Below are 4,164 nucleotides of genomic sequence, written 5' to 3'. Positions count from 1 at the left end.
CCGCCGGCGGCCGCCGGCGGGATCGTGAGGTTGTCGTCGACGGCGACGCCGCGCATCACCGGCGGGAGCCCGTCGGCGACCGCCGCCGGTGCCGCGCCGGCGGCCGCGACGATGACGCCGGGATCCGCGCCGTACGCCGGGATCGTGAACGGAACTGCCAGCCCGAAGCAGACGAGGAACATCGCGATCCACGCGGCGGGCCGCTTCGCCTCCGTCGCCTCGTTGTCCGCGAGCGCGCCGCTGACCGGATCGCCGACCGACAGCATCCACATCGACGGGACCGCGAGCGTCGGGCCGAGCAGCACGACGGTCCCGGTCATGCTCACCTGATAGAGGGCGTAGCCGGCGACGGCGTCGGCCTCGTACTCGCGCGTGAGCCGGCGGTAGACGGCGTGATCCAGCCCGACGACGAGCCGCAGGAACTCCAGCGCCGCGACCACGGCGAGCCCGCCGACGAGCAGCACCCGCGTCTCGCCCCACGAGAGCCATCCCAGCAGGTACGGCACCGGGTACAGGGTGCCGCCGGCGTGGACCAGCCGCCGCTCGAACTCCACGCGCTCGCGCCACGCCGCCGCCGGGAGGGTCACGGTCAGTTCGTCTCGACGTCGGTCGCGACGGTCTCGTACCGGTCGACGAGCGCGTCGAACGACTCGCCCGCGCGCAGCGCGGCCAGTTCGCCGGCCAGGTCGTCGACCGGAACCCGGACCTGTGCGGCCGAGTCGCGCTCGCGGACGGTGACCGTGTCGGGGCCGTCGCGCTCGATCCCGTCGCGGTCGACGGTGACACAGAACGGCGTGCCGATCTCGTCCTGCCGGCGGTAGCGCCGCCCGATAGAACCCGAGTCGTCGTACGCGACCGCGAGCCCGGCCGCCCGGAGGTCGGCGGCGACCTCGTCCGCGAGGGCGGTGAGCCGGTCGTCGTTGGTCACCAGCGGGAACACCGCGGCGTCCTGCGGCGCGATCTCGGGGACGAGCGAGAGGTACGTCCGTTCCTCGCCGTCGACCTCGTCCTCGCGGTAGGCGTGCGCGAGCAGCGTCTGGACGGTCCGGCCCACGCCGAAGGAGGGCTCGACGACGTGCGGCGTGATGTGCTCGCCGGTCTCGGTCACCTCCTCGACCGCGAAGTTCGCCACGTCGGCGTCGACCTCGTGGGTCTCGGCGGCGTCGCCCTCGCCGACCTCGACGGTCACGGTTTCCGCGTCGAACGCGTCGGGATCGCGTTCCGCGAGCGTCGCCAGCGCCTCCGCGACCGCGCCCGCGTCGCCGCCGAACTCGGGACCGAGCACGGACATGTCGGGGTCGACGGTCGCGCGTTCGACCGTCTTCGGTTCGTCGTAGCGTTTGAATATCGTGAACGCGTCGTCGCCGTACTCGTCGTGTTTCGAGAGGTCGTAGTCGCCGCGGTAGGCGAAGCCCGCGATCTCGATCCAGTCGCCGCCGACTTCGCTCTCCGCGTCCCAGCAGTCGGCCGCGTAGTGAGCGCGCTCGCCCGCGAGGTGCTGGCGGAAGCGGAACCTATCCATGTCCACGCCGACCCGCTCGTACCACTCCTGGGCGACCCCGAGGTAGTAGCCGACCCACGGGGAGCCGATGACGCCGTCGTCGACCGCCTCCCCGATCGTGGTGTGCAGGTACTCCCCGTCGTCGGCCGCCTGCTCCGTGGCGGGGTACAGCCGGACCTCGACGTCTTCGACCCGGTCGAGCGGCGGCTCGTCCTCCTCGGGGTCGACGAACTGCTCCAGTTCCGCCTGCGTGAACTCCCGGAGCCGGAGGAGGCCCCCTCGCGGCGAGATCTCGTTGCGGTAGGCCGGCCCGATCTGGGTGATCCCGAACGGCAGCGAGCCGCGGGCGTACTCCTTCAGCCGCGGGAACTCGACGAAGATCCCCTGGGCCGTCTCCGGCCGCAGGTAGCCGGGCTGGGCGTCGCCGGGACCGATGTCCGTCGCGAACATCAGGTTGAAGTTCTCGACCGGCGCGCCGGCGAGCGGGGTGCCACACGACGGGCAGGCGAGATCGTTGTCGGCGATGAGCGCCTCGACCTCCTCGCCGGGGAGTGCCTCGGCGTCCTCGATCCCCGTGGCGTCCTCGACGAGGTGGTCCGCGCGGTGGGACGCGCCGCACTCGGGACACTCGACGAGCATGTCGTTGAACCCGTCGAGGTGACCCGAGGCCTCGAAGACGGCCTCGGGCATGATCGTCGGCGCCTCGATCTCGCGGTTCCCCTCGCGGATCGTGAACCGATCGCGCCAGGCGTCCTCGACGTTCCGCTTGAGCGCCGCGCCCTGCGGACCGAACGTGTAGAACCCGGCGGTGCCGCCGTACGCGCCGTTCGAGCCGAAGAAGAAGCCGCGTCGCTTCGCCAGCTCCACCAGGTCGTCCGCCGCCATCTACAGCCCCTCCAGCAGGTCGACGTCGCGGACGATCCCCGTCAGGTCGGTGCCGCTGACGAGCGGGACCTGCTCGACGTCGTTCGCGATCAGCTCCTGGGCGACCTCCTTCGCGGTCCGGGTGCGGCTGACCGTCACGAGATCCTCGGTCATGAAGTGCCGCGTCGCCTCCGCCGGGATCTCGACGTTGCGGGTGGGGAGGTAGCGCGCGCCGGTCGCTTTGATCCCCTCCCAGGACCACTCGGAATCCTGTTCGGCGATCGAGTCGCCCGTGCTCGCCTCGCCCTCGACGACGCGGGCGACCTCTAAGATGTCGACCTCGGTGAGGATCCCCGCCATGGCGGCGTCGTCGTCGAGCACGACCGCGTACGGGACGTCCGCGAGCCCGATCTCGCGTTCGGCGACCGGCAGGGGCGTCGCCGTGTGGGTGGCGTTGACGGCGCGCGTCGCGAGCTCGCCGACCGGCGTCTCGCCGTCGACCTCGCCGCGGGCGATGGCGCGGACGACGTCGGTGACGGTGAGGATGCCGACGAGCGCGTCGCCGTCGACGACCGGGAGCCGTCGGGCGTCCTCCGCGACCATCGTCTCGGCCGCGTCGACGATGTCGTCGGCGGCGGCGACGGTGGGAACCTGGCGTAACAGCAGCGCGAGCTGGTCCTCGTCCGGCTGCTCGATGAGGTCGTCGCGCGTGACGAGCCCGCGGTAGACCTCCTCCCCGTCGACGTCCTTCACGACCGGGACCGAAGAGAAGCCGTGTTCCTGGATATACTCCAGCACGTCGTTCCGGCTCCCCGGAATCTCGACGACGACGAGGTTCGACCGCGGCGTCATGGCGTCTGATACGTTCATGCACCGTCTTTCAGCGTGGCACCTCTTGTATACTGCGAAGGTGGTCGGCGACGCTGGGACGGTGATCGACGCCGTCTCGGATCCGATCGCCGGCCCGACTCCCGGCGGCGTTCGACTCTCACGGACGTTCGACCCTCGCGGGCGGTCGACTGAACGCGGCGACTCGGCTCTCTCGACAACGTTTCAACTCGTCCGTCGGATCAACATATAATAGCGTGTATTCATAACCGATCGACGGACTATCCTCTATTTCGTTGTCGATATGTTCACTCACACCGCCAATTCGCCGACGACGGTCGTCTCCGGTTCGCAACGCTTATAACTACTGTGAACTATTCACAACCATGTCACGGAGTTCCACTCCCTGGGACGACCCGGACCCCGACCGCAGTCGGACGGCGCTGCCGACGGATCCGACCCTCGAGGCGCCGGACTCGCCGGACGTCATGGCGTCCATCGACTCCTCCTCGTCGCGGCCGGAGTTCGTGATCGCGGACGTCTCGCGGGAGAACGCGTGGGTCTCGGTGGACGAGACCGACGCGACCGTGCTCGAAGAGTGGTGTTGAGTCGCCGCTGACGCCGGCGATCCCGGAGCTTCCGCTGTCGGTCCCGAGACGGGACCCGGCGGGGACACCGCTGTCAGCCTCGCCGTCAGCGACCCGATCCCGCCGTCAGTGACCAGATCGGTGTCGCGTTATTCTCGTCGAACGTCCCGACTCGCCTCCCACGCTCGGAGCAGCGATCCGAGCGTTCGGCAGGTGAGAGCGTCGATATCGTGGCGCTCGGCGCGCGACTCGATCGCGCCGTAGATCGCGTCCACCTCGGTGCGGCGGCCGTTCTCGACGTCCTCGCACATCGACGACCGGTTGGCCGCCGTGTCGGCGGCGACGCGCTCGACGGCCGCGACCGCGGCGTCTCCGTCGAGGTCG

The 4,164-nt window shown here is 70.3% G+C and carries 5 protein-coding genes; 1 reads left to right on the top strand and 4 read right to left on the bottom strand.

The features are described from left to right. The 3 genes from GJ633_RS14615 to GJ633_RS14605 all read right to left on the bottom strand — a co-directional run. On the bottom strand, positions 1-587 hold a 587-nt coding region (locus tag GJ633_RS14615; protein ID WP_321169110.1), incomplete at its 3' end, for a dolichol kinase. A 2-nt stretch (positions 588-589) separates the two neighbouring features. Further along, positions 590-2,386, bottom strand: coding sequence for a glycine--tRNA ligase (glyS, locus tag GJ633_RS14610; RefSeq protein ID WP_156589393.1), 1,797 nt, complete (start codon positions 2,384-2,386; stop codon positions 590-592). After that, positions 2,387-3,235, bottom strand: coding sequence for a CBS domain-containing protein (locus tag GJ633_RS14605; RefSeq protein ID WP_156589392.1), 849 nt, complete (start codon positions 3,233-3,235; stop codon positions 2,387-2,389). Between the two features lie 344 nt (positions 3,236-3,579). Between GJ633_RS14605 and GJ633_RS14600 the strand changes: the two genes are divergently transcribed. Further along, complete coding sequence (locus GJ633_RS14600) at positions 3,580-3,801, top strand: hypothetical protein (protein WP_156589391.1); 222 nt, start codon at positions 3,580-3,582, stop codon at positions 3,799-3,801. A gap of 128 nt (positions 3,802-3,929) precedes the next feature. Here GJ633_RS14600 and GJ633_RS14595 read toward each other — a convergent pair. Then, positions 3,930-4,164: ketopantoate reductase family protein (locus GJ633_RS14595; protein ID WP_303646504.1), on the bottom strand; the 235-nt coding region annotated here is incomplete at its 5' end.

Source organism: Halorubrum sp. CBA1125 (assembly GCF_009742825.1).
Lineage (GTDB): Archaea > Halobacteriota > Halobacteria > Halobacteriales > Haloferacaceae > Halorubrum.
This window is presented reverse-complemented; position numbering and strand designations above follow the sequence as displayed.

Bases quoted from the DNA above. Each gene is read 5' to 3' on its own strand.
- GJ633_RS14605 (WP_156589392.1), bottom strand. From the start codon at position 3,235: ATGAACGTATCAGACGCCATGACGCCGCGGTCGAACCTCGTCGTCGTC.
- GJ633_RS14600 (WP_156589391.1), top strand. From the start codon at position 3,580: ATGTCACGGAGTTCCACTCCCTGGGACGACCCGGACCCCGACCGCAGT.
- glyS (WP_156589393.1), bottom strand. From the start codon at position 2,386: ATGGCGGCGGACGACCTGGTGGAGCTGGCGAAGCGACGCGGCTTCTTC.